Raw genomic sequence first — 25,044 nt, forward strand, 5'->3', positions numbered from 1 at the left:
CCTGCGGCCCCTGCCCGGCCCGGATGCGTTCAGTGCACCGCGCCGTCGACCAGCGCCATGTCGGCGCCCGTCATCAGCTTCTCGATGTCCAGCAGGATGATCATCTGGTCGTCGACCGTGCCGAGACCGGTGATGTACTTGGTGTCGAAGGTGGCCGAGGCGAACTCCGGCGTCGGGCGGATCGCGTCGCTCGCGAGCGTCAGCACGTCGGACACCGAGTCGACCACCACGCCCACCACGCGGCCGGCGACGTTCAGGATGATCACCACCGTGAACTCGTCGTAGCGCGCCTCGCTCAGGCGGAACTTGATGCGCAGGTCCAGGATCGGGACGATCACGCCGCGCAGGTTGATCACGCCCTTGATGAAGGAAGGCGCGTTGGCGATGGCCGTGGGCGTCTCGTAGCCGCGGATCTCCTGCACCTTCAGGATCTCGATGCCGTAGCTCTCCGCGCCGAGGCGGAAGGTGAGGAACTCGCTCGCTGGCCCGTCGCTGGGCTTGCCCGCATGGGAAGTGACGCTGGCCGTCGGTCCTTGCATGGTTTCTTCTCCTCTTTCACGCGTGGTGCGCCGGGCACCGTCGAACCGAGGATGCCATCTCGGCCGGCGTGTTGCAACTGGTTAAGTCTTGTTACTGGATGCTTTTCGGTGACTCTGCGCAAAAGGGCGCGAACGGGGGCCGTCCGTCGTTCGCGCGCCGCCTTCCAGCCGGCGTGGGGCGTGGCGCCGGCGGCACAGGTTTTCGCTCAGAACTCCTGCCATTCGCCGGCGGGGCGCGGTGCGCCGTTGGCCACGGCCAGCATCTCCGGCGCGTTGGCGGCGGCGCGCGGCGCGGGCCGGCGCAGCAGGCGCAACGGCTCGGGCACCGGCGCGGGCACCTCGCTCGCGCCTGCGACCTGCGCACCGGGCGCAGGCGCTCCGGCGTGCAACTTGAAGCGCGCCACGAGCTGCCGGAGGCTGGCCGACTGCGCCTTCATGGCTTCGGTGGCGGCAGTGGCTTCCTCCACCAGGCCCGCGTTCTGCTGCACCACGTGCTCCATCTGCGTGACGCCGGCGTTGACCTGCTGGATGCCGGAGCTCTGCTCCTGGCTCGCCACCGCGATGTCGGCGACCAGGTCGCTCACCTTCGTGACCGCGGAGACGATCTCGTCCATCGTGTGCCCGGCGTGGTCGACCAGCCTCGCGCCGGCGCCCACCTTCTCCACCGATTCGCCGATCAGCGCCTTGATCTCCTTGGCGGCCGCGGCGCTGCGCTGCGCCAGCGAGCGCACTTCCGCGGCGACCACCGCGAAGCCGCGGCCCTGCTCGCCCGCGCGCGCCGCTTCGACGGCCGCATTGAGCGCCAGGATGTTGGTCTGGAAGGCGATGCCGTCGATCACGCCGATGATCTCGGAGATCTTGCGCGACGAGGCGGTGATGCCCTCCATGGTGCTCACCACCTGCCCCACGACCTCGCCGCCCTTGCGCGCCACCTGCGAGGCGCCCACTGCGAGCTGGCTCGCCTGGCGCGCGGAATCCGCGTTCTGCGCCACGGTCGAAGTCAGTTCCTCCATCGAGCTGGCTGTTTCCTCCAGCGTGCTGGCCTGTTCCTCGGTGCGCTGCGACAGGTCCTGGTTGCCCTGCGCGATCTGGGCGCTGGTGTGCGCCACCACGTGGGCGCCGCCGGCGACTTCGCCGAGCAGGTGGCGCAATTGCTCCGTCATGTCCTGCAGCGCGGCCAGCAGGAGCCCGGCCTCGTCGCGCCGCGTGGTGGGCAGGTCCACGGTGAGATCGCCGTGGGCGACGCGGCGCGCCGCGGCCACGGCCTCGCCGATGGGGCGCGTGATGGAGCGGGTGACCACGATCGCGAACAGCAGCGCGAGCAGCGCCGAGGCGCCGGTGGCCGCGGCCATCAGCGACAGGCTGGCGCGCGCGGTGCCGGCGGACTCCGCCGCCAGGCTCTTCGCCTCCGCGGCGAGCACCTGCACCAGCTTGTCGATCGCTTCGAGGTAGGCGAACTGCACGCGGCGGATGCGGTTGAGCATCATGTCGCGCGCTTCCTGCATCTTGCCGCCGTCCGCGAGCGTGAGGAACTCGTCCTCCAGCGCGAGGTAGGCCTTGCCGGACTCGGCGATGCCCTGCAGCGCCCCGCGCGCCTTCGGCGTCTGCGCCAGCTTCGTCAGCTCGCCCTGCAGGCGGTCGCGCTCCTTGCGCGCCAGCCGGATGGCGGCGACCTCTTCCAGCATGTCCTCCTCGGGGACGATGAACAGGTTGCGCATGTCCTTGGCGGCAGCCTCCACGCGCGCATGCCATTCGCCCGCATACACGAGCGCGGGGGTATGGTTGTTGGCCAGTTCGTCCACGCTCCGGCTCTGGGCCGCGAGGCTGCTGATGCCCAGCACGCAAGTCGCCACCGCCAGCGCAATCACCAAGCCGAAACCCAGCGCAAGCCGGACGGACACCCGCAGGTTCTGGAACATCACCTCGTTCTCCTGTGACGCGGCGCGTCTCCCAACGACGGCACGCTGCGCCAAGGATGACAGTGAGGTGGGGCGCCCCAGTAGACCTAGGTCAACTGAGGCAGATTGCCTAAGCCTTTCGACCTGCCGGGATCAGAACTGCATGGCGCCTTCGCGCCCGGAAAGGCGCACCAGGTGCGCCACGTCGAGGATCAGCGCCACCGAGCCGTCGCCCATCACCGTCGCCCCGGCGAGTCCCGGCACGCGGCGGAAGTTCGCCTCCAGGCTCTTGACCACCACCTGCTGCTGGCCGACCAGTTCGTCGACCAGCAGGACGGCCTTGGAGCCGTCGGTCTCGACGATCACCGCGATCGCCGAGGCCTGCTCGCGCGGCTTCTGCGGCGGGAACAGCTTCGCCAGGTGCAGCACCGGCAGGTACTCCTCGCGCACGCGCAAGGTGTCGCCGTGCCCGGGCAGCGTGTGCAGCTCGCCCGGGTTGACGCTCAGCGACTCCACCACGCACGCCAGCGGCAGCACGTAGGTCTCGGCGCCGACGGAGATCGTCATCGCCTCCATGATCGCCAGCGTGAGCGGCACGCTGACCGCCACCCGCATGCCTTGCCCCTTCACCGACGACAGGTCCACCGTGCCGCCCAGGGCCTGGATGTTGCGGCGGACCACGTCCATGCCGACGCCGCGGCCGGAGACGTCGGTCACCTGGTCGGCGGTCGACAGGCCGGCCTCGAAGATCAGCTGCCAGACCTCCGCATCGGGCGCGTCGCGCGAGATCGCGGTGCCGCGCTCGATCGCGCGCTGCAGGATCCGCTCGCGGTCCAGCCCGCGGCCGTCGTCGGCCACCTCGATCACGATGTTGCCTCCGCGCTGGCTGGCGCGCAGCCACACGGTGCCCACCGGCGGCTTGCCGGCGGCGATGCGTTCTTCCGGCGTTTCCAGGCCGTGGTCGATCGCGTTGCGCACCAGGTGCATCAGCGGATCGGAGATCTTCTCGATCAGGCCGCGATCGAGCTCGGTGCTCTCGCCCGAGACCTTCAGCTCCACCCGCTTGCCGAAGCGGCCGGAGAGTTCGTGCACCACGCGCGGGAAGCGCGAGAAGATGTTGGAGATCGGCAGCATGCGGATCGCGAGCACCGCCTCCTGCAGGTTGCGCGTGTGGCGCGACAGGTCCGCCAGCCCGCTGTTGCTGCCGTAGCGGCCGTCGGCGGCCGCCGTTTCGGCGATCGCGCCATTGCGCTGGAGCATGGCTTCGGTGATCACCAGCTCGCCCACCAGGTTCACCAGCAGGTCGATCTTCTCGGTGGCCACGCGGATGAAGGTGGTGTCGTGCGCGGCGCTGGTCGGCGCTTCGGGCAGGTCGGCCGCGGGCGCGGGGGCCGCACCGGCAGCCGGGGCGGCAGGCGCCTGCGTGGCCGGTGCGGCGGCGGACCGTTCCTTCTTGAACTGTTCCGGCGTGACGAACAGGTCGACGCCCGGGGCCGCTTCGCCGGAGCGCATCGCGCGCTCCTTCCTGAACTGCTCGGGGGTGACGAACAGGTCGATCGAGCCGCCATGCTTGCCGGCGGCAGCCACCGCTTCCGGCGGGGCCGGGGGCAGCGTCGCCACCGGCGCGGCCGGTGGTTCGGTTGCCGCGGCGCGGGCCGCCCGCTGCCTGAATTCGGCGGGATCGACGAAGAACTCGTCCTCCGGCTCGTTGGCTGCTGCGGCGGCGGGCGCCACCGCCTGCAGTTGCGGCGCGGGCGCGGGCGCCACGGGCGCGACGGCGGCGCTCGCCTGCTGCTGCGGCTGCAGTTGCGGCTGCGCCGGCGGGGCGTCCATCGTCTCCAGCACGATCAGCTCCGGCGGCACCACCAGCGACAGCACGCTCTGCAGGTCGGCCGCGGCCCCCTGCAGGGCGACCTCGAAGCACACGCTGCCGCCTGCGACGTTGTCGACGACGGTGTTGGCGACGGCGCCCATTTCGGCCAGGCCCGTCAGCATCATGTCCAGTTCGAGTTCGTCGATCGCGCTCGCCAGCGGGCCGAGGCTGACGCGGAAGTTGCGCGTGACGGGACCCGACTGGCCGTTGCGCGCATCGGCCGCGGGCTGCGCCACGCGTTCGCGCAGCAGCGCCTCGACCTGTGCCGCGTCCGGCGCCTCGGCCAGCGCGCCGCGCCGGTGCTGCACCTGCAGGCGCAGCACGTCGCCGGCCTTGAGCATCGCGTTGATGTCGTCCGGCGTGATCGGCCGCTCGTTCTTGCGCAGCAGGTCCAGCAGGTTTTCCTGCAGGTGCGTCAGCGCCGCGATCTCGCTGCAACCCAGCATCGCCGCGCTGCCCTTGATCGAGTGCACGGCGCGGAAGATCCCGTTGAGGTCGTCGGGCGCGGGCGCGTCGACATCCATGCGCAGCAGGATCGCCTCGACGTTGCCCAGGTGCTCCTGCGCTTCCTCGAAGAAGATGGTGCGGAAGGCGAGCGGGTCGCCGAAACTGTTCGAAGGCTGGAACATGACGCCTCCCCTTTGCGCTTCAGATGAACTTGCCGACGATATCGAGCATGCGCTGCGGATCGAAGGGCTTGGCCATCCATCCCGTCGCGCCTGCCTCGCGGCCCTTCTGCTTGAGCTCGGGGCTCGCCTCGGTGGACAGCACGATCAGCGCCACCGGGTCGTAATTGGGCAGCTGGCGCAGTTCGCGCACCAGGGTCACGCCGTCCATGCGCGGCATGTTGTGGTCGGTCACCACGAGGTCGAACACGCGATGGCGCGCCAGCTCCAGGGCCTCGATGCCGTCGCCGGCCTGGGCCACCTCGTAACCGGCGCCTTCCAGCACCGCTGCCACCATGGCTCGCATCGAACGGGTGTCGTCCACCACCAGGATCGATTTGCTCATTGTTGTCTACTCCGGGACTTGTCGCGCTTGCGGCTGCTGGGAAGGAACTTGGCGATCACCTCGAGGAGGCGGTCCTCGTCGAGGGGCTTGGTGAGGTACTCGTCGCAGCCCGCGAGCGAGCCGCGCAGCTTGTCGAACGGCGAGCTGCGGCTGGTGAGCATCACCACCGCCGTCTTCTTGATCGCGTGCTTGTTGGCCTTGATCAACTTGCAGACCTGGTAGCCGTCGATGCCGGGCAGCACCACGTCGAGGAACACGCACGCGTATTCGCGCTGGCCCGTGAGGCCCACCGCTTCCTCGCCGGTCTCGGCGAAGTCGACCTCGAACTGGAACGGCGCCAGCTTGGCCTTCATGAACATGCGCACCGAGGCGTTGTCGTCCACCACCAGCACCGTGTCGCCGGCGGCGCGCTTGTGCGCCGAGGCGCCCTCGAACCCGCTGTTGTGCGGCGCGTTGGTGCGGCCCGCGCTGCTGGCCGAGAGCGTGTGGCCCAGGGGCAGCGTGCCGTCCTCGTCGTTGCTGGCGCCGCCGCCGGCGGAACTGCCGGAGGCCGTCACCGTTTCCTCCAGCGCCTGCAGCAGGCGGGCCCACTGCAGCGGCCGGGGCAGCAGCGGGAAGCCGAGGCTGTCCGCGTTGGAGCCGATCATCACCGCCGGCAGGTTGGCCCGGCGGCTCAGCATCTTGAACTCGCTGAGCGCCTCGGGGTTCTCGGCATCCACCAGGTAGATGTCGGCCGAGCCGCTCACGGTGTTCGCGGGGTCGTACTGGACGAATCCGGGATCGCGCCGCGCGGCGAGGGCGAAGATGCTCGCGAGCATCGATCGCTCCACCGCGTTGAAGCCGATCACGTCGACCAGGTATTGTTCATTCACATTCACGGTACCCACCTCTGGCCCAGAAGGCCGAGTACGGCATCCGCATCCGGAAGCCGGTCTTTCACCTCTTTTGCAAGCATTCGGTCCAGCAGCGGCTGCAGCGGCGCGATATCGGCCGGCAGGCGCGGCGGCGGCGCGACGAGGTGCTGCGACAGCACCTCCATCAGCGTCTCGCCGGAAAACGGGGGGCAGCCGCAAAGCATCTCGTGCAGCAGCACGCCCAGGCTGTAGACGTCGGCGGCCGGCGCGGCGCCCGCGCCCTGGAGCTGTTCGGGCGCGACATAGCGCGGGGTGCCGACCACGGCCCCCGGTTGCGCGCGCGGGTCGAGCGCGCCGCACGGCGTGACGAGGCCGAAGTCGGCCAGCACCAGCTCGCCGGTCGCGCGCAGCAGCAGGTTGTCGGGCTTGACGTCGCGGTGCACGAGCTCTTGCCGGTGCAACTGCGCGACCGCTTCGGCCGCCTGGCGCAGCAGGACGAGCGCTTCCTGCGCCGTGTTGCCCTGCCCGATCAGGCGGCGCAGGTTGCCGCCCGGCAAGTGTTCCATCGCCAGCCAGCCGCAACCGTGCGCCTCGCCGCAGCCGAAGACCTGAACGATGTGCGGGCTGGCCAGGCGCTGCGCGACGGCGTACTCGCGCATCAGCGAGCCGTCCCCGGCGGGTTGCAGCTTGAGCACCACCTCGCAGTCGGCGCCGGCGTCCCACGCGAGCCAGGCGGCGGCATGGCGGCCGCGGCCCACCTGGCGCAGCAGGCGGAAGCCCGGAATGCGTGGCGTGGGTGCGTCGCGCGCCCCGGCGGCGCGCGGAGCACGCCAGGCTGTGTTGGCGGGCGCGATGTGGAAGGGGACCATCACAAGCCCATGCGCTTGAAGTCGTCGAGCAGGGCCTGGGCCGACGGGTAACGCTGGTCGTGGTCCTTGGCCATGAGGCTTTCCATCACGGCCTGCAAATGGGCGTGGTCCGGCGGCAGCAGCGGCACCGGGTCCTGCACGTGCATGCGCAGCAGCTCCTGGGCGGAGCTGGCGTGGTAGGGCTTGCGGCCCGTGAGCAGCTCGTAGGCCATCACGCCCAGGCTGTAGATGTCGCAGCGCGCGTCCACCGGCTGGCCGAGCGCCTGCTCGGGGCTCAGGTAGTACGGCGTGCCGACGATGTCGCCATCGCCGGTGTCGGTGATCTTCATCGAGGTCTGCTTGGCCACGCCGAAGTCCGCCAGCGCCAGGCTGCCGTCGTGGCGCAGCATCAGGTTGTCCGGCTTCATGTCGCGGTGCACGATGCCGACATCGTGGATGGCGCCCAGGCCGGCCGCGGCCTGCTTGATGTACGACACCGCCGTCTGCGGGTCGATCGGGCCGGAGCGCATGCGCTGGCGCAGGTCGCCGTTCGGGAAGAACTCCATCGCGATGTACGCGTGGGCCACCGAGAAGTCCTGGCGGTAGATGCGCGCGACGTTGGGGTGGTGGATCTGCGCGAGCAGCGCGTATTCCTGGATGAAGCGCTGCAGGGCGTCGCCTTCGAGGCCCTGGTCCAGCCGCATCACCTTCAGCACCTGCGGCGGCCCGCTCTCGGCGGCTTGCGCGAGGTAGATGGCCGCCATGCCGCCCTCGCCGATCTTGCGCAGCACGTGGTAGCCCTCGATCAGCAGGTGCGTGCCCGAGGTCGGCGCGTTCGGCACGGGCGCCGGGGCGACCGTGCGGCGGCGCACCTGGTGATTGGCCTGCAGCGCCTCGCGCAGCCGGTCGAACACCTGCGGCGGCGTGTGCGAGCCGCGGCGCGGCACCAGGCCGGTGACTTCGACGATGTCCAGGAAGCTGTTGTCCGGCAGCCCGAGCGAGCCGATGCGGCCGCCCTCGGCGCGTCCGGCCGATGCGAGGCGCGTGCCGGTGGAGGTGGCGACGCTCCAGTTCAGGTCCATCGCCGTGAGTTCGAGCAGCCGGGCCACTTCGACGGCTTCGCCGGCGGCGTGGACCTTGCCGTTGGTGCGCCGCGACAGCTCGGCCGCGCCCAGGTGCACGCCCGCCGCGATGGTCAGCGCGGGCAGGTGCGCCAGCTCCGGGCGTTCGGCGACGGTGTGGGCCAGCTGCACCGCCTCGTGCACCAGCAGGATCGCGGCGTGCAGGCCGCGCTGCGCGTGGTTCGGCTTCTTGTCCTCGGGCTTGTTGCTGAAGACGGCCAGGATGGAATCGGGACGGCGGGTCGCGACCTCGCCATTGAGCTTGAGCACGGGCTCCGTCAGCACGCGACGGACCTCATTGACGAAGGCGGCGGCGGCGTCGCTGTCCAGCGCGTTGCAGATGTCCGAGAAATGGTGCAGGCGGGCATACACGATGGTCGCCACGGTCGACGCCGCATCGGCGGCGCTCCCGTCCAGGCCGGAGGCGAGCTGCGAAGTCGACACGAAGTCGCGCACGCCGTGCGCGATCTGCGCTTCCGAGCTGGTGCGGGCTTCGAGTTGTTGTCGCATTTAGTTACATCCTGGCCTGCAGTGTACATTTGGTCACAAGGCCGACGCACCTACTTTGTCACCTCACCGCCACCGCTCATCTGACCGAACTCAAGCGTAGCGGAGGAATGTCACAGAAGGCGCGCAGGTCCGACAGCCCCCTCCCGCCGACCGGGACGTGGCGCCGACGGGCGGACGCCGCCCGCTTCCTGCGGCCGTGAACCCCGCGGGCCCGGCTGTTGCTACGATGCAGCGCCATGTCCATTCACGCTGCGCTGAACCACGTCACCCACTACAAGTACGACCGACCGGTGATGCTGGGCCCGCAGGTGGTACGCCTGCGGCCTGCCCCCCACAGCCGCAGCAAGGTGATTTCCTACGCCCTGCGGGTCGAACCGGGCAAGCACTTCATCAACTGGCAGCAGGACCCCTTCTCCAATTTCCAGGCCCGCCTGGTGTTCCCGGAGAAGACCACGGAGTTCAAGGTCACCGTCGATCTCGTCGTGGAGATGGCGGTCTATAACCCTTTCGACTTCTTCCTCGAGCCCAGCGCCGAGAAATTCCCCTTCAAGTACGAGCCGCAGCTCGCCGAGGAGCTGGCGCCCTACCTGGCCTGCGAGCCGCTCACGCCGCGCGTGCAGGCCTACCTGGAGAAGATAGCCCGCAAGCCCACGGCCACGATCGATTTCCTGGTGGCGCTCAACCAGCGGCTGCAGCACGACGTCAAGTACCTGATCCGGATGGAACCCGGCGTGCAGACGCCGGAGCAGACGCTGGAACTGGCCAGCGGCTCCTGCCGCGACTCGGGCTGGCTGCTGGTGCAACTGCTGCGGCGGCTGGGCCTCGCCGCCCGCTTCGTCTCCGGCTACCTGATCCAGCTGAAGCCGGACGTGAAGGCCCTCGACGGGCCGAGCGGCACCGAAGTGGACTTCACGGACCTCCATGCCTGGTGCGAGGTGTACCTTCCCGGTGCGGGCTGGATCGGCCTCGACCCCACCTCCGGGCTGCTCGCGGGCGAGGGCCACATCCCGCTGGCCTGCACGCCGCAGCCTTCCGGTGCCGCGCCGATCGAGGGGCTGGTCGAGGAATGCGAGGTGACGTTCAGCCACCACATGCAGGTCACGCGCATCCACGAGTCGCCGCGCGTGACCAGGCCCTACACCGAGGACCAGTGGCAGGAGGTGCTGGCCCTGGGCGAACAGGTGGACCACGCCCTGCGCGCCGGCGACGTGCGCCTGACCATGGGCGGCGAGCCGACCTTCGTCGCGGTGGGCGACCGCGATGCCGCCGAATGGAACACCGACGCGCTCGGGCCGACCAAGCGCGGCTACGCGACCGAACTGGTGCAGAAGTTGCGCGCCGAATACGGCGACGGCGGCTTCCTGCATTTCGGCCAGGGCAAGTGGTACCCGGGCGAGCAGTTGCCGCGCTGGGCGCTGTCGATCTGCTGGCGCGCGGACGGCCAGCCCTGCTGGCGCGATCCGGCCCTGTTCGCCGATGAACGCGAGCCGCAGCGCTACACCTGCGAGGATGCGCGCCGCTTCACGCACCGCCTCGCCGCGCGGATCGGCATCACCGACCGGCACGTGCAGGCCGGCTACGAAGACGTCTTCTATTACCTCTGGCGCGAGCGCAAGCTGCCGGTGAACGTCGATCCCTTCGAGGCGCGGCTGGACGACGAGCTCGAACGCGCGCGCCTGCGCCGCGTGTTCTCGCAGAAGCTCGATGCCGTGGTCGGCTACGTGCTGCCGCTCGCGCCCACCGATCCCGAGGCGCCGACGCTCGATGGCGCGCGCTGGCAGACCGGTCCCTGGTACCTGCGCGACGACCGGCTGTACCTGCTGCCGGGCGATTCGCCGATGGGATACCGCCTGCCGCTGGAGAGCCTGCCCTGGGTCAGCCAGGGCGACTACCCCTACCTCGTGGAGCAGGACCCGATGGCGCCGACGGCTCCCCTGCCGGCGTACGACCGCCTGCGCGGCCAGTACGTGCAGGGCCCCGCCATGCCGCGCGGCGAAGCGCCGCGGATGTTCCAGGAGGACCCCGGCCGCGCCGATGCGCGCGCGGACACGCGGCCCGGCGCACCCGGCGCGGGCCGCACGCGGGCGGACCACCCCGCGAGCCCCGCGCGCGCGCCGGCACGCTTCGAATCCGCGCACTGGCTCACCCGCACGGCGCTGTGCGTGGAGGTGCGCGATCCGCAGCGCGCCAACGGCCCCAAGGCCGAACGCGAGCACGGGGGCAAGAGCGGCATGCTGTATGTCTTCCTGCCGCCGCTGGCGCGCCTGGAGGACTACCTGGAGCTGCTGGCGGCCGTCGAGGCGACCGCGCAGGAACTGGGCGTGCGCATCGTGCTGGAAGGTTATCCGCCGCCGCGCGATGCGCGCCTGAAGGTCCTGCAGGTCACGCCCGACCCCGGCGTGATCGAGGTGAACATCCACCCCGCCCACGACTGGGGCGAACTGGTGCAGCACACCGAGTTCCTGTACGACGCCGCCTTCGCGTGCCGCCTCTCGGCCGAGAAGTTCATGACCGACGGCCGCCACACCGGCACCGGCGGGGGCAACCACTTCGTGCTCGGCGGGGCCACGCCGGCCGATTCGCCCTTCCTGCGCAGGCCGGAGCTGCTGGCGTCGCTGCTGCTGTACTGGCACAACCACCCGAGCCTCAGCTATCTTTTCAGCGGCCTCTTCATCGGCCCGACCAGCCAGGCGCCGCGGGTGGACGAAGCGCGCAACGACCAGCTCTACGAACTCGAGATCGCGCTGAAGGAAATCGAGCGCAGCCGGCAGCTGCACGGCGAGGCGATGCCGCCCTGGCTGGTGGACCGCGCCCTGCGCAACATCCTGGTCGACGTCACCGGCAACACGCACCGCAGCGAGTTCTGCATCGACAAGCTGTACTCGCCGGACAGCACCACCGGCCGCCTGGGCCTGCTGGAACTGCGCGCCTTCGAGATGCCGCCGCACGCCCGCATGAGCGTGGTGCAGCAACTGCTGCTGCGCGCCCTCGTCGCCCGCTTCTGGAAGGAACCCTACCGCGCGCCGGTCACACGCTGGGGCACCGAGCTGCACGATCGCTGGCTGCTGCCCACCTTCATCTGGATGGACCTGCAGGACGTGCTGGCGGAGATGCGGCAGGCCGGATTCGATTTCGATGCGCACTGGTTCGCGCCGCACTTCGAATTCCGCTTCCCGGTCGCGGGCGACCTGCAGGCGCTGGGCATGGAACTCACGCTGCGCAATGCGCTGGAGCCCTGGCACGTCATGGGCGAGGAAGGCGCGACCGGCGGCACCGTGCGCTACGTGGATTCCTCGCTGGAGCGCATCGAGGTGAAGGTGACCGGCCTGAACGAAAGCCGCTACGTCGTCACCGTCAACGGCCAGCCGCTGCCGATGCAGTCCACCGGCACGGCGGGCGAATTCGTCGCCGGCGTGCGCTATCGCGCCTGGCATCCGCCCTCGGCGCTGCATCCCACGATCGGCGTGCACGCGCCGCTCACCTTCGACCTGGTCGACACCTGGCTGCGCCGCTCGGTCGCCGGCTGCCAGTACCACGTGTCGCACCCGGGCGGGCGCAACTACGTGACCTTCCCGGTCAATGCCTACGAGGCCGAGAGCCGGCGCCTGTCGCGCTTCTTCCGCATGGGGCATTCGCCCGGGCGGATGCAGGTTCCGCCGGCCACGGTGGACGTCGTCGGCAGCCGAGAATTCCCGTTCACGCTCGACCTGCGCCGCGCGGGCGCGTGAAGCGGCGATGGCCTTGAAGCTGCACATCGTCTCGGACCTGCACCTGAGCCAGGCCGGCCTGGCGCTGCCCGCCACCGACGCCGACTTGATCGTGCTGGCCGGCGACATCGCCCGGCCCCGCGAGGCGGTGGCCTGGGCCACCGGGCTGGGCAAGCCGGCGCTGTACGTGCCCGGCAACCACGAGTTCTACGGCGGCAGCCTCGAGGGGCGGATCGCCGAACTGCGCGCGCTCACCGACGGCACGCCGGTGCGCCTGCTGCACGACGAGGAGATCGTGATCGACGGCGTGCGCTTCCTCGGCACCACCTTGTGGACCGCCTTCCGCCTGCCCGACCTGCCGCAGCAGGACGCCGCGGAGCGCGCCGCCACCAGCTTCATGCGCGACTTCGCCCGCATCCGCCTGCGCGAGGGCGACGAGGCGCTGCTGCGCTCCGGCGACTGCACCGCGCTGTTCGAGCGCCACTCGCGATGGCTGCGCGGGCGCATCGCGCAGCCCCACGCGGGCCCGACGGTCGTGATCAGCCATCACGCGCCTTCCGTGCGCAGCATCCATCCACGCTTTGCCGGCTCGCCGGTGAACCTGTGCTTCGTCTCGGACGCCGAAGAACTGCTGCACGGCGTGGACCTGTGGATCCACGGCCACACGCACGACAGCTTCGACTACCGCGTCGGCGCCACGCGCGTGCTGTGCAACCCGCGCGGCTACGTGCGCGAGGGAGTGCAGGAGAACGCGCGCTTCGATCCCGCGCTGGTCGTCGAAGTGGCCTAGGCGAACATGCGCGAGCAGCCGCGCCGGTCCTGATGGAGAATGGACCGGCCGTGGACCCCACCAAGGATTCCTTGTTCGGCACGCAGGCCGAGGAGACGCCCGCCGCCCTGGCCGCGGCGCTGGCGCCGCCTGCCGCGCCCGGACACTTCGACGAACTGCGCGGCGGCGTCTCCGCGCCGCTGCCCGAGGCCCCGGTGGCCCAGGGTGCGGTCGTCGGCGCCCACGCCCTGCCCACCCGGGCCTGGGCGCGCTTCTTCGAGAACCTGGGGCGCGAGGGCTTCGGCGAGCTGAACCAGCGCACCATCGACCTGCAGCGGCAGGTGCGCGACAACGGCATCACCTACAACGTCTACGCCGATGCCGGCGGCCCGCAGCGGCCCTGGTCGCTGGACCTGTTCCCGCTGATCCTGCCGCCCGCGGCGTGGCAGCAGATCGAGGCCGGCGTGCTGCAGCGCGTGCGCCTGCTGGAAGCGGTGCTCGACGACGTCTACGGCCCGCAGGAGCTGCTGAAATCCAACCTGCTGCCGCCCGCCCTGGTGCAGGGCCACTCCGGCTACCTGCGCCCGATGCACGGCGTGCGGCCCGCCGGCGGGCGCCGCCTGCACATCGCCGCATTCGACCTCGCGCGCGATGCGGCCGGCGCCTGGTGGGTGCTGACGCAGCGCACGCAGGCCCCCTCGGGCCTGGGCTACCTGCTGGAGAACCGGCTGATCATCTCGCGGCTGTTCCCCGAGGCCTTCCGCGACCTGAAGGTGCAGCGCCTGGCAGCCACCTACCGCGCGCTGCTGGAGAGCCTGACCACGATGTGCCCCGTGGGCGAAGGCGGCGAGCCGCGCATCGTGCTGCTCACGCCGGGCCCGTACAACGAGACCTACTTCGAGCATGCCTACCTGGCGCGCTACCTAGGCCTGACGCTGGTGGAAGGCAACGACCTCACCGTGCGCGACGAGCGCCTGTACCTCAAGACGCTCAAGGGGCTGGAGCCGGTGCACGGCGTGCTCAAGCGCCTGGACGACGAATTCCTCGACCCGCTGGAGCTGCGCCCCGATTCGCACCTGGGCGTGCCGGGACTGCTGCAGGCGGTCCGCGCCGGCAACGTGCTGGTGGCCAACTGCCCCGGCTCGGGCCTGCTGGAGTCGCCGGCGCTGCTCGGGTTCCTGCCGGCGCTGAGCCGCCGGCTGCTCAAGGAGGAACTGAAGCTGCCCTCCCTTCCGAGCTGGTGGTGCGGCGAGCACGCCGCGATGCTGGCGGCCCTGCCGCGGCTCGCCCAGAGCGTCATCAAGGACACCCATGGGACCGCGGGTGCCGGGGCCATCCTGGGCAAGAACCTGTCGCGCCGCGAGCTGGACGAGTGCGCCGTGCGCATCATGCGCGAGCCGGACAGCCACACGGTGCAGAGCTACATCCGGCTGTCGCAGATGCCCACGTGGAAAAGCGCGCGCTCGGGCGACCACATCGTGCCGCGTTCCCTGCTGCTGCGCGTGTTCGCGCTCTCCGACGGCGCGCAGGGCTGGCGCGTGCTGCCCGGGGGGCTCACGCGGCTGGCCGCGAGCGAAGCCGAGGTCGCTTCCATGCAGCGTGGCGGCAGCAGCGCCGATACCTGGGTGCTCACCGAAGGCGAGGTCGACCCCACCACGCTGCTGCACCACGAGCATCCCGCCATCGACACGCCGCTGCGCAGCCGCACCGTGACCAGCCGCGCGGCGGAAAACCTGTTCTGGCTGGGGCGCTACACCGAGCGCACCGAGAACACGGCGCGGCTGGCGCGCCTGGCGATCGAGAGCCTCAACGGCGAGGACCAGAATTCGCTGCCGCTGCTGGCGTGGCTCAGCGACCTGGCGGTGGCCAACGGCCTCGTCCTTCCGGCTGTTCCATCGGCCACGCACGCGCGGCGGGTGTTCGAACGCTCGCTGATCGCCGCGCTCGGCACCGGCCGCAAGGGCACCAGCGTCGGCTTCAACCTGCGCGCGGTGCGCGCGGCCGCCTCCGCGGTGCGCGAGCGCCTGTCCAAGGAGCAGTGGAACCTGATCGTGCGCGCGGAGCAGGAATTCCGCCTCGCCTGCGACGCGCTGGCCAGCGAGGGCGAATATTCGTCGGTGGAGGCGCTGCGGGTGCTGGAGGTGCTCTCCGGGCACACCGCCGCCATGACCGGCGCGCAGACCGACCGCATGACGCGCGACGACGGCTGGCGGCTGCTCTCCTCGGGCCGCCACCTGGAGCGCCTGGGCTTCCTGGCGCAGGCGCTGGCCACCGCGTTCGACACCGGAGCCCTGTTCGACGAAGGCGGCTTCGAGGCCGTGGTGGCCCTGTTCGACAGCACGATCACCTTCCACGCCCAGTACCAGCAGCGGCACGACGTGCCGGCGCTGCTGGACCTGCTGGTGCTGGACCGCGACAACCCGCGCTCGCTGGGCTGGGTGGCGCAGACGCTGCGCGGGCGCCTCGCCAAGCTGGCCGGCTCGGCGCCCGGCGCCATTCCCGCCATGGCCCTGTGCGTCCCGGATCCGGAGGACTGGAGCCTGGAGGCGCTGTGCCAGCGTGACGGCTCGGGCCGCCACGCCGCCCTGCTCGAACTGCTGCAGGAATGCATCGACGCCTCGTACCGGCTTTCGGACGAGCTCACCACGCGCTACTTCGCGCATTCGGGCGACGTGCGCTACTCGGTGGGGGCCTGATGCTGCTGCACGTGCTGCACGAAACCGCGTACGACTACGTGCCTCCCGTGCGCACCGCGCAGCACATGGCGCACCTGAAGCCCGCCACCACGGCCACGCAGCGCCTCCTGAGCCACCGCCTCACGATCACCCCGCTGCCGGCCCGCTGCAGCGAATGGGTCGACGTGTACGGCAACACGCGCAACTTCTTCAGCCTGCAGTTCTCGCACGCTGCCCTGCGCGTGCAGGCGGAAAGCCTGGTCGCCACGTCGGCGCGCGCCGAACCGGCGGCGAGCCTGCCGTGGGAGGAGGCGGTCGATCGCATGCGCTACCACCGCGCGAGCCGCTACGACCCGGCGGCCGAATTCGCCTTCGCCTCGCCCTACGTGCCGCGCGACGATGCCTTCGCCGCCTACGCCCAACCCAGTTTCGCCGCCGGCCGGCCGCTGCTGGAAGCGGCGCGCGAGCTGATGCAGCGCATCCACGCGGATTTCGAATACGAGACCACGGCCACCGACGTCAACACGCCGGCGCTGCAGGCGCTCGCGCTGCGCAAGGGCGTCTGCCAGGACCTCGCGCACGTGATGCTCGGCTGCCTGCGCAGCCTGGGCCTGCCGGGCCGCTACGTCAGCGGGTACCTGCTGACCGAGCCGCCGCCGGGGCAGCCGCGGCTGGTGGGCAGCGATGCCTCGCACGCCTGGGCCTCGGTGTACCTGCCGGCCGGGGAAGGCGCCGGCGAGTGGCTCGACTTCGACCCGACCAACGACCGCCTCGCGGGCGAGGACTACGTGACGCTGGCCGTGGGCCGCGACTACTCGGACGTCTCGCCGATGCGCGGCGTGATCCACGGCGGCGCCAACCACACGCTGCGCGTGGCCGTCACGGTCACGCCCGCTGGCGACGACGACATGACCTCGGCTGCGCCTTCGATGACAGAATGACCGGTCATGCGCGACGCGCGCCATCGGGCGTGGCGTGCGAGGTCATTTCGTCATGGAGCAAACAATGAGCGTCTACGACAAGCTGAAGGAATTGAACATCACGCTGCCGGCGGTGGCCACGCCCGCGGCGGCGTACGTGCCCTTCGTGCGCACCGGCAATCTGGTCTTCCTCTCGGGCCACATCGCGAAGAAGGATGGCAAGGCCTGGGTGGGGCAACTGGGCAAGACCATGCAGACCGAGGAGGGCAAGCAGGCCGCCCGCGCGATCGCGATCGACCTGCTCGGCACGCTCCACGCGGCCGTCGGCGACCTCGACAAGGTCAAGCGCATCGTCAAGGTCATGAGCCTGGTGAACTCGTCCGGTGACTTCACCGAGCAGCACCTCGTCACCAACGGCGCGAGCGAGCTGTTCGGGCAGGTGTTCGGCGACCAGGGCGCCCATGCGCGCAGCGCCTTCGGCGTCGCGCAGATCCCCATGGGCGCCTGCGTCGAGATCGAGCTGATCGCCGAGGTCTGAGCCTCACTCGGCCCGGGCTTCGAAGGCTGGCGCCGAGCCGCGCAGCGCGCGCAGCCCGGCACCGAACGTGAGCGCGGCGCCGCTCCCCAGCGCCTGAACTCCCCGCTCCGGCGGCACCACCAGCACGTCCGCCTCGGCGCGCGCCAGCACCCGCTGGGTCACGCCGCCGAGGAAGAAGTCCGCCAGCAGCCCGCGCCGCCGCTTGCCCAGCACCAGCAGGTCCGCGCGCATGGCGCGCGAGCGCGCCAGCACCAGCGCCGCCGGGTCGCCGAAGCTGACGGCCGGCAGCACCGCATCCGGCTGCGGCACCGCCTGCGCGATCAGTTCCTCCAGCGCGGCCTCCGCCCGCAGGGCCGCACGCCGGCGCAGGCGGCGCACCACGTGCTGCGGGATGTCGTACACACGCATGCCGAACTCGTCGCCCGGCGGCAGCGCATGCAGCACCTCGATGCGCGGCCCGCGCGACAGCCGTGCGGCCGCCGCGATCACCGGCGCCGCCGCGCCCGCCAGTTCCACCGGCACCAGCACCCGCCGGTAGGCCCCCGTGGGTGGCTTCTTGACCACCAGCACGGGAACGCGGCACAGGCGGATCAGCCGCTCGGCCTGGGTGCCGAGCACCCATTCGCGCAGCGGGTTGCCGCGCCGCGAGCCGATCACGAGAAGTTGCGCTTCGCGCGCGCCGTGCACCGTGGCGCCCAGCGCATCGCGCGGATCCTCCACCAGCTCCACGGGCACGCCCATGTGCGCGCGGATGTCGCCCGCGAGCTTGCGCAGCGACCGCCCCGTGCCGCGGGCGTCCTCGCCCGCCGCATCGGCGTGCAGCAGCCGCACGGCGCATCCCAGCTCGCGCGCGGCCAGCGCGGCGCGCCAGGCAGCATGGACGCCATGGCTGGAGAGATCGCCGGGCACCAGCACCCCGCCGGTTCGCGCCGCCATCACAGCGGCTCCCGCGCGAGGGCCTCGGGCTGGAACAGCACCGCGAGGATCAGGGCCGCACCCTCCTGTCCGGTGGGCGTGCGCCAGCGCGCGACCTGCCCCGCGCACAGGCCCAGCAGGCTCGCGCCCACCGGCGACAGCACGGAGATGCAGGCTTGCGCCGGTCGCGCGTCGCGCGGCTCGCACAGCGTGAGCTGGTAGGGCGCGCCGGTGCGCGCCGTGTCCTGCAGCAGCACCCGGCTGCCGAGGGTGACGAGCGAGACGGGGACCGGCGCCGGGCTGGCGAGCACCTCGCTGCCCTCCAGCAGTTCGTGCAGCACCTCGCAGGCGCTGTCATCGCGCTGCTGCGCGAGCAGGCGCCGCATGCGCAGGTGATCGGACGGCGTGAGCGTGCGCTCCACCGGGAGGATGGTTTCCATGGAACTCTCCTGGACAAGGCGATGACTCGCGAACGGCATGCAGCCGTCGCGGGCGTTGGTCTTGGTGGAGGCCCGGCGGTTCGCGGGACGTCGCGGTGGACGCCCGGGACCGCCGGGCTCAGGAAAGTGCCTGGGATTGCGGGCGCAGGAGAGCGCGTGCCGCACTCCGCTCCGGCGCGCGTGCGCCCACTCGCCGCGCGAGGGCGGAGAGAGGCAGGGTGGTGCGCGCGAGGTTCATGCGGGCAGTCTACGACACGAACGCGCCCTCCGGGGCAATGACCGCGCTGGCCTTGCCGGATTGCGCCGCGCGGGGCCGCCGACGCGCGCGCTTGCACGTTACTGGTCACACGACCAATAATGCACGCATGCCCCGCCCCGGCCGCAACATCGAGCAGGTCCTGCTGCGCAGCGGCCGCCAGCTGTATCCCGAGCGCGGCAGCGCCGGGCTGTCGGTGCGCTCGCTCACGGAGCACGCGGGCGTCAACCTGGGCATGTTCCACTACCACTTCCGCTCCAAGGACGACTTCCTGCGCGAGCTGCTGCAGCAGTACTACGAGGAGATGTTCGGGCCCCTGAGCGAGCGCGCGCGCCACGAGGGCCCGCCGCTGGAGCGGCTGCGCCAGGCGCTCATCTTCCTGGCCACCTTCGTGCGCGACCACGAGGCCATGCTGGGCCGCGTGTTCGCGGATGCGAGCGGCGGCGAGCCGGTGGCGGCGGAGTTCCTGCGTGCCAACGCGCCGCGCCACCTGAAGCTGCTGCTCGCGCTGATGAACGAGGCCGAGGCCGCCGGCGTGCTCGCGCCGGTGCCGCGCCTGCAGCGCTTCGTCTTCACCATGGGCGCGGTGGCGCTGCCGCTGGTGGTGGTGCCGCACATCGCGCGCATGGAGATCGCGCCGGCCATCGTCGGGCGCCAGCTGCGCAAGCAGGTCACGAGCGACGCAGCGATCGCGCAGCGGGTCGAACTGGCGCTGGCCGCGCTGCAAAGGGGCGCGGCATGAGCGCACGCAGCGTCCCCCTGCTGCTGTGCGCCCTGCTCGCGGCCTGTTCGCGCTCGCCCGCGCCGCAGTGGTCCGGCTATGCGGAAGGCGACTACGTGTACGTGGCCGCGCCGCTGGCGGGCACGCTCACGAGCCTTCAGGTGCGCTCCGGCCAGCAGGTGGCGCGCGGCGACGCGCTGTTCGCGCTCGAAGCGCAGTCCGAGGAAGCCGCGCGCGCCGAGGCGCAGGCGCGGCTCGCGGCGGCGCGCTTCCAGGCGGCCAACACCGACAAGGGCAAGCGCCCGCAGGAACTCGCGGTGCAGGAGGCCCAGCTCACGCAGGCGCGCGCCCAGCTGGCGCTGGCGCGGCGCGAGCTGGCGCGCAAGGCGCCGCTGGCCGACAGCGGCGCGGTCTCGCGCTCCGAAGTGGACGCGGCGCGCGCAGCGGCCGAGGAAGCGCAGGCCCGCGTGAACGAGCTGGAGGCAGCCCTGCGCGTCGCGCGCCTGCCCTCGCGCACCGACGAGCGCGCGGCGGCCGACGCGCAGGTGGAAGCCGCGCGCCAGTCGCTGCGGCAGAACGAATGGCGCGAGCAGCAGAAGCGCCAGGCCGCGCCGGCCGACGGCGTGGTCAGCGACACCTTCTACCGCGCCGGCGAGTTCGTGCCCGCCGGCGCGCCGGTGCTCGCACTGCTGCCGCGCGGCAACGTCAAGGCCCGCTTCTACATCCCCGAAGCGGACCTGCAGGGCGTGGCCCTCGGCCAGGGCGTGCAACTGGCGTGCGACGGCTGCGACAGGCCCATCGAGGCGCGCGTGAGCTTCATCGCCACCCAGCCCGAATACACGCCGCCGGTGATCTATTCCAACGCGCAGCGCAGCAAGCTGGTGTTCCTGGTCGAGGCGCGGCCCGTGAACCTGGCGGATGCGGCCAGGCTGCGTCCGGGGCAGCCGCTGGACGTGCGGCGCCTGGCGAAGACGGCACAGCCATGAGCGAACTCGCGATCGACGTGCGCGGATTGACGAAGCGCTACGGCGGGCGGGCGGTCGTCAACGACGTCTCCCTGCAGGTCGCCACCGGTCGCATCTGCGGCTTCCTCGGCCCGAACGGCAGCGGCAAGACCACCACCATCCGCATGCTGTGCGGGCTGCTCAGGCCCGATGCCGGCGAAGGCACCTGCCTGGGCCTGGACGTGCTGCGCGAGTCGCGCGCGATCAAGCGCCAGTCCGGCTACATGACGCAGAAGTTCGGGCTATACGAGGACCTGTCGATCCGCGAGAACCTCGACTTCATCGCCCGCCTGTTCGAACTGGACGACCGCCAACAGGCCGTGGCCGGCGCGCTGTCGCGGCTCGGGCTCGTCGAGCGCCAGCGCCAGCTCGCGGGCACCCTCTCGGGCGGCTGGAAGCAGCGGCTCGCGCTGGCCGCCTGCCTGATCCACCGCCCGCGCCTGCTGCTGCTGGACGAGCCCACCGCCGGCGTCGACCCCAAGGCGCGGCGCGAATTCTGGGACGAGATCCACCGCCTGGCGCGCGAAGGCATGACGGTGCTCGTGTCCACGCACTACATGGACGAAGCCGAGCGCTGCGACGAACTGGTCTACATCGCCTACGGCAACGTGCTCGCGCGCGGCACCGGCGCCGAGGTCGTGCGGCAGGCGGGCCTGCGGGAGGGCGCGTCGCTGGAGGAAGCGTTCGTCGCCCTGATCGCTCAGGCGCAGGACAACTTCGCGCAGCCATGACCATGACGCGCCTGTCCTGGCGCCGCACCTTCGCGGTCTTCCTCAAGGAGTTCCAGCAGATGCTGCGCGACCGGCTGACGTTCGCGATGGCGATCGGCGTACCGGTGCTGCAGCTGATCCTGTTCGGCTACGCCATCAACACCGACCCGAAGGGGCTGCCGACCGCCCTCGTGAGTGCCGATGCGAGTCCCATGGCGCGCAGCATCTCGTCGGCCCTGCAGAACACCGGCTACTTCCGCATCGTGCACGAGGGCACCAGCGAGGACGCGGCGGAGGACCTGCTCGCGCGCGGCGAGGTGCAGTTCCTCATCGTGATCCCGCCGCGCTTCGGCCAGCGGCTGGTGCGCGGCGAGCGCCCCGCCCTGCTGCTGGCGGCCGATGCGACCGACCCTTCCGCCTCGGGCAACGCGCTGGCCGCGCTGCAGGGCATGGGCGGGCAGGCGCTGCAGCGGGAACTCACCGGTCCCTTGCGGGGACTGCAGGCGAAGGCCCTGCCCTTCGACGTGGTGGTGCACCGGCGCTACAACCCGGAGGGGCTCTCGCGCTACAACATCGTGCCGGGCCTGGTCGGCACGATCCTCACGATGACGATGGTGATGCTCACCTCGCTGGCCATGACGCGCGAGCGCGAGCGCGGCACGATGGAGAACCTGCTCGCGACGCCGGTGCTGCCGGCGGAGGTGATGGCCGGCAAGATCCTGCCCTACGTGGTGATCGGCTACGTGCAGCTCGCGGTGATTCTCGGCGCGGCGTGGCTGCTGTTCGCGGTGCCCATGGAAGGCAGCGTGACGCTGCTGCTGGCGATGATCGGCGTCTTCATCGTGGCCAACCTCGGCGTGGGCTTCACCTTCTCGACGCTGGCGCGCAACCAGCTGCAGGCGATGCAGATGACGTTCTTCTTCTTCCTCCCGAGCATGCTGCTGTCCGGGTTCATGTTTCCGTTCCGCGGCATGCCGCGGTGGGCGCAATGGATCGGGGAGGTGCTGCCGCTGACGCACTTCCTGCGGATCGTGCGCGGGATCATGCTCAAGGGGAGCGAGGCGGGGCAGCTGGTGGGGGATTTGTGGCCGATGCTGGCGTTCATGGCGGTGTCGGGCGCGGTGGCGCTGCTGCGGTATCGGCAGACGGTGGATTGAAGCAGCGCCCCCACCCCGGCCCTCCCCCGGAGGGGGAGGGAGGAAGACCGTCACTCGTCGAGCAAGCCGCCCCGATAGAAGCTGTACGCGGTGCCGTCGTGCAGGTAGAAGTACCCGTCCGCGCATCCGTCCTTGCCCGGGAAGTACTCGCGGTACTTCTTGGGCACGAGCCGCTCCAGTTCCTCGTCCGAGAGCTCGTCGAATTCCTGCGGCGTGATCGCCTGGCCGGCACGCAGGCGGCGTTCCATCATTCGACCCGCGTCACCGCCAGCGGCTTGAAGCCCAGGTCCGCCTGCTTGCCCTTGCGGGCGCGCGCGCCGCGGGCGTTGTTCAGCGAGCGGATCTCCAGCACCTCCTCGCGGTCCTTGTCGCCGCGGCCCAGGCCCGTGATGCGCACCGAGCGCGTGTAGGCCGCGGCGCCCGCGAGTTCTTCCTTGGGCTCCAGGTCCATCAGCATGAGGCCGCGCCCGCCATTGGCCATGGCCTTGAGCTCGCCGATCTCGAAGGTCAGGATGCGCCGGCCGGTGGAGGCGCAGCACACGTGCGTCGCCGGAGCCTGCGGCGGCACGTTCGCCGGCGAAGGCTTGCACACCGTCTCGCCCGCGCCCAGCGACAGGAAGGCCTTGCCGCCCTTCTGGCGCGAGATCATGTTCTCCACCGTCGCCAGGAAGCCGTAGCCGCCCGAGTTCGCCAGCAGCAGCCACGCATTCGCCGCGCCGGCGAAGTAGTGCACGAGCTGGGTGCCCGACTCCAGTTCGATGAAGGTCGTGAGCGGCTGGCCGTCGCCGCGCGCGCCGGGCAGCGTCGCCACCGGCACCGAGTACACGCGGCCGTTGCTGCCGAAGGCCAGCAGCGTGTCCACCGTGCGGCACTCGAAGGTGCCGTACAGCCCGTCACCGGCCTTGAACGCGAAGCTCGCGGCATCGTGCCCATGGCCCTGGCGCGCGCGCACCCAGCCCTTCTGCGACACCACCACCGTCACCGGCTCGTCGACCACCTTGACTTCGGCCACGGCCTTCTTCTCGGCCTGGATCAGCGTGCGGCGCGCGTCGCCGAACTGCTTCGCGTCGCCCTCGATCTCCTTGATCATCAGCCGCCGCAGCGCCGCCGGCGAGCCCAGGATCTCTTCCAGCTTGCCCTGCTCGACGCGCAGGTCCTTGAGCTCCTGCTCGATCTTGATCGCCTCCAGCCGCGCCAGCTGGCGCAACCGGATCTCGAGGATGTCCTCGGCCTGCCGGTCCGACAGCTTGAAGCGCGCGATGAGCGCCTGCTTCGGCTCGTCGGCATTGCGGATGATCCGGATCACCTCGTCGATGTTCAGCAGCACCAGCTGCCGCCCCTCGAGGATGTGGATGCGGTCCAGCACCTTGTCCAGGCGATGCCGCGAGCGCCGCTCGATCGTGCGCTGGCGGAAGTCGATCCACTCGGCGAGCATCTGACGCAGCGACTTCTGCGTCGGCCGGCCGTCCAGCCCCACCATCGTCAGGTTGATCGGCGAGGACGTCTCCAGCGAGGTCTGCGCCAGCAGCGTGTTGGTGAGTTCTTCCTGCGCGATCCTGCTGGTCTTGGGCTCGAACACGAGGCGCACGGCGGCGTCCTTGCTCGATTCGTCGCGCACCGCGTCGAGCACCGCCAGCACGGTCTGCTTGAGCAGCACCTGGTCCTGGGTGAGCGCCTTCTTGCCGGCCTTGACCTTCGGGTTCGTGAGTTCCTCGATCTCCTCCAGCACCTTCTGCGAGCTCACGCCCGGCGGCAGTTCCGTCACCACCAGCTGCCATTGCCCGCGCGCCAGTTCCTCGATCTTCCAGCGCGCCCGCACCTTCAGCGAGCCGCGCCCGCTGCCGTAGGCCTCGGCGATGTCCGCCGCGCTGGAGATCACCTGGCCGCCGCCCGGATAGTCCGGCCCCGGCACCAGCGCGAACAGGTCCTCGTCGGAGAGCTTGGGGTTCTTCACCAGCGCCACGCAGGCGTCGGCGATCTCGCGCAGGTTGTGCGAGGGGATCTCGGTCGCCAGGCCCACGGCGATGCCGCTGGCGCCATTGAGCAGCGCGAAGGGCAGGCGCGCCGGCAGCACCACCGGCTCCTGCGTGCTGCCGTCGTAATTGAGCACGAATTCGACCGTGCCCTCGTCGATCTCGTCGAGCAGCAGGTTGGAGATCTTCGCCAGCCGCGCCTCGGTGTAGCGCATCGCCGCGGCGCCGTCGCCGTCGCGGCTGCCGAAGTTGCCCTGGCCGTCGATCAGCGGATAGCGCTGCGCGAAGTCCTGCGCCATGCGCACCAGCGCGTCGTACGCCGCCTGGTCGCCGTGCGGGTGGAAGCGGCCCAGCACGTCGCCGACCACGCGCGCGCTCTTCACCGGCTTGGGCCCGGCGCCCGTGCCGAAGCCCAGCCCCATGCGGTACATCGAGTACAGGATGCGGCGCTGCACCGGCTTCTGGCCGTCGGCCACGTCCGGCAGCGCGCGACCCTTCACCACGCTCAGCGCGTATTCCAGGTAGGCCCGTTGCGCGTAGGTGGCGAGGTCCAGCCCGCCGTCGTCGTCGCCGGGGTCGGCGAGGGGAATGAGTTCCTGCTCCAT

The 25,044-nt window shown here is 71.0% G+C and carries 19 protein-coding genes and 1 pseudogene; 9 read left to right on the plus strand and 11 right to left on the minus strand.

Going from position 1 to position 25,044, the window contains the following annotated elements; translation table 11 throughout:
• Positions 1-29 precede the first annotated feature (29 nt).
• From WG923_RS22005 to WG923_RS22035, 7 genes are all read right to left on the minus strand, one after another.
• Positions 30-539, minus strand: a complete 510-nt coding sequence (locus WG923_RS22005; RefSeq protein WP_340353146.1) for a chemotaxis protein CheW — start codon at positions 537-539, stop codon at positions 30-32.
• Between the two features lie 206 nt (positions 540-745).
• Positions 746-2,458, minus strand: coding sequence for a methyl-accepting chemotaxis protein (locus WG923_RS22010; protein ID WP_340353147.1), 1,713 nt, complete (start codon positions 2,456-2,458; stop codon positions 746-748).
• A 132-nt stretch (positions 2,459-2,590) separates the two neighbouring features.
• Positions 2,591-4,939, minus strand: coding sequence for a chemotaxis protein CheA (locus tag WG923_RS22015; RefSeq protein ID WP_340353148.1), 2,349 nt, complete (start codon positions 4,937-4,939; stop codon positions 2,591-2,593).
• A gap of 19 nt (positions 4,940-4,958) precedes the next feature.
• Positions 4,959-5,321 carry a response regulator gene (locus WG923_RS22020; protein WP_340353149.1) on the minus strand — a complete coding sequence of 121 codons (363 nt, stop codon included), beginning with the start codon at positions 5,319-5,321 and terminating at the stop codon, positions 4,959-4,961.
• The gene (locus WG923_RS22025; RefSeq protein WP_340353150.1) at positions 5,318-6,199 is read right to left on the minus strand and encodes a response regulator; all 882 of its coding nucleotides are present in this window, start codon (positions 6,197-6,199) and stop codon (positions 5,318-5,320) included. The genes WG923_RS22020 and WG923_RS22025 overlap by 4 nt, the downstream gene beginning before the upstream one ends.
• Positions 6,196-7,044 carry a serine/threonine-protein kinase gene (locus WG923_RS22030; RefSeq protein WP_340353151.1) on the minus strand — a complete coding sequence of 283 codons (849 nt, stop codon included), beginning with the start codon at positions 7,042-7,044 and terminating at the stop codon, positions 6,196-6,198. Before WG923_RS22030 ends, WG923_RS22025 begins: the two co-directional genes overlap by 4 nt.
• On the minus strand, positions 7,044-8,654 hold the full coding sequence (locus WG923_RS22035) for a protein kinase domain-containing protein (RefSeq protein ID WP_340353152.1): 1,611 nt from the start codon (positions 8,652-8,654) through the stop codon (positions 7,044-7,046). Before WG923_RS22035 ends, WG923_RS22030 begins: the two co-directional genes overlap by 1 nt.
• A gap of 236 nt (positions 8,655-8,890) precedes the next feature.
• On the opposite strand from WG923_RS22035, the gene WG923_RS22040 reads away from it, so the two are divergent.
• From WG923_RS22040 to WG923_RS22060, 5 genes are all read left to right on the plus strand, one after another.
• On the plus strand, positions 8,891-12,382 hold the full coding sequence (locus WG923_RS22040) for a transglutaminase family protein (protein WP_340353153.1): 3,492 nt from the start codon (positions 8,891-8,893) through the stop codon (positions 12,380-12,382).
• A gap of 13 nt (positions 12,383-12,395) precedes the next feature.
• Positions 12,396-13,151, plus strand: a complete 756-nt coding sequence (locus WG923_RS22045; protein WP_340353248.1) for a metallophosphoesterase — start codon at positions 12,396-12,398, stop codon at positions 13,149-13,151.
• 50 nt (positions 13,152-13,201) lie between these two features.
• A complete protein-coding gene (locus tag WG923_RS22050) occupies positions 13,202-15,826 on the plus strand; it encodes a circularly permuted type 2 ATP-grasp protein (protein ID WP_445322960.1) in 2,625 nt (874 codons plus the stop codon).
• A complete protein-coding gene (locus tag WG923_RS22055) occupies positions 15,826-16,746 on the plus strand; it encodes a transglutaminase family protein (protein WP_340353155.1) in 921 nt (306 codons plus the stop codon). Before WG923_RS22050 ends, WG923_RS22055 begins: the two co-directional genes overlap by 1 nt.
• A 64-nt stretch (positions 16,747-16,810) precedes the next feature.
• The gene (locus WG923_RS22060) at positions 16,811-17,263 is read left to right on the plus strand and encodes a RidA family protein (protein ID WP_340353156.1); all 453 of its coding nucleotides are present in this window, start codon (positions 16,811-16,813) and stop codon (positions 17,261-17,263) included.
• Positions 17,264-17,266: 3 nt separating this feature from the next.
• Here the strand turns inward: WG923_RS22060 and WG923_RS22065 are convergent, their stop codons facing one another.
• Both WG923_RS22065 and WG923_RS22070 read right to left on the minus strand, forming a co-directional pair.
• On the minus strand, positions 17,267-18,199 hold the full coding sequence (locus WG923_RS22065) for a universal stress protein (RefSeq protein ID WP_340353157.1): 933 nt from the start codon (positions 18,197-18,199) through the stop codon (positions 17,267-17,269).
• Positions 18,199-18,618, minus strand: a complete 420-nt coding sequence (locus tag WG923_RS22070; RefSeq protein ID WP_340353158.1) for a GreA/GreB family elongation factor — start codon at positions 18,616-18,618, stop codon at positions 18,199-18,201. Before WG923_RS22070 ends, WG923_RS22065 begins: the two co-directional genes overlap by 1 nt.
• 365 nt (positions 18,619-18,983) lie before the next feature.
• Here WG923_RS22070 and WG923_RS22075 point away from each other — a divergent pair, with 365 nt between their 5' ends.
• From WG923_RS22075 to WG923_RS22090, 4 genes and pseudogenes are all read left to right on the plus strand, one after another.
• Positions 18,984-19,616 (plus strand): TetR/AcrR family transcriptional regulator, encoded by a 633-nt coding sequence (locus WG923_RS22075; protein WP_340353159.1) that lies wholly within the window; start codon positions 18,984-18,986, stop codon positions 19,614-19,616.
• A complete protein-coding gene (locus WG923_RS22080; protein ID WP_340353160.1) occupies positions 19,613-20,581 on the plus strand; it encodes an HlyD family secretion protein in 969 nt (322 codons plus the stop codon). Before WG923_RS22075 ends, WG923_RS22080 begins: the two co-directional genes overlap by 4 nt.
• Positions 20,578-21,240 (plus strand): annotated as a pseudogene (locus WG923_RS22085) (ABC transporter ATP-binding protein); the annotation flags it as partial. The gene WG923_RS22080 and the pseudogene WG923_RS22085, both read left to right, overlap by 4 nt.
• Before the next feature lie 92 nt (positions 21,241-21,332).
• Positions 21,333-22,466, plus strand: a complete 1,134-nt coding sequence (locus WG923_RS22090; RefSeq protein ID WP_340353162.1) for an ABC transporter permease — start codon at positions 21,333-21,335, stop codon at positions 22,464-22,466.
• A 50-nt stretch (positions 22,467-22,516) separates the two neighbouring features.
• On the opposite strand, the gene WG923_RS22095 is transcribed toward WG923_RS22090, so the two are convergent.
• Both WG923_RS22095 and parC read right to left on the minus strand, forming a co-directional pair.
• A complete protein-coding gene (locus WG923_RS22095; protein ID WP_340353163.1) occupies positions 22,517-22,717 on the minus strand; it encodes a hypothetical protein in 201 nt (66 codons plus the stop codon).
• Positions 22,714-25,044, minus strand: coding sequence for a DNA topoisomerase IV subunit A (gene parC / locus WG923_RS22100; RefSeq protein ID WP_340353164.1), 2,331 nt, complete (start codon positions 25,042-25,044; stop codon positions 22,714-22,716). Before parC ends, WG923_RS22095 begins: the two co-directional genes overlap by 4 nt.

Source organism: Ramlibacter sp. AN1133 (assembly GCF_037890035.1).
Classification (GTDB): domain Bacteria; phylum Pseudomonadota; class Gammaproteobacteria; order Burkholderiales; family Burkholderiaceae_C; genus Ramlibacter.